The organism is Lysobacter sp. TAB13 (assembly GCF_052113885.1).
GTDB classification, from domain to species: domain Bacteria; phylum Pseudomonadota; class Gammaproteobacteria; order Xanthomonadales; family Xanthomonadaceae; genus Lysobacter; species Lysobacter gummosus.
This window is the reverse complement of record NZ_JBFRDR010000274.1, coordinates 1-413: the sequence shown is the minus strand read 5'-3', so window position 1 is coordinate 413 and position 413 is coordinate 1. Positions and strand designations below refer to the sequence as shown.

The following is a 413-nucleotide window of genomic DNA, read 5'->3' as shown; positions in this document are numbered from 1 at the left end:
ATACAATACACTAGCTTCAACTAAATTGCTTCTTAACCGACATCTTCGGTGCTGGGAATAGTTCCAGTTGGAATTATTTTGAACGTCGCAAGCGCGAGACAAGCAAGAATATTACAACAAGGCCTGCAAAAAAGACATCCCCGAGCTGCGCGTAAGGCGTAACAGAGGCGTGACTGGGCAAGGCGGAGTCGAGCACCCCTTCCGTCCCGAGCGGAAGGCTGCCGGTGATCCGGCCATAGGCGTCGATGACGGCGGATATGCCGGTATTGGCGACGCGCACCAAGGGCAATCCCTGTTCGACGGCCCGCAGCCGGGCCTGGGCGAGATGCTGGTAAGGGCCGCTCGTCTGGCCGAACCAGCCGTCATTGGTGAGATTGAGCATGAAGCCGGGTCTCGGCCCCTGGGGCATCACC

The 413-nt window shown here is 58.1% G+C and carries 1 protein-coding gene; it reads right to left on the bottom strand.

Annotated features, from left to right (window positions below; genetic code table 11):
* Positions 1 to 73: 73 nt before the first annotated feature.
* Positions 74 to 413: nitrilase-related carbon-nitrogen hydrolase (locus tag AB4Y92_RS26145; protein ID WP_441822271.1), on the bottom strand; the 340-nt coding region annotated here is incomplete at its 5' end.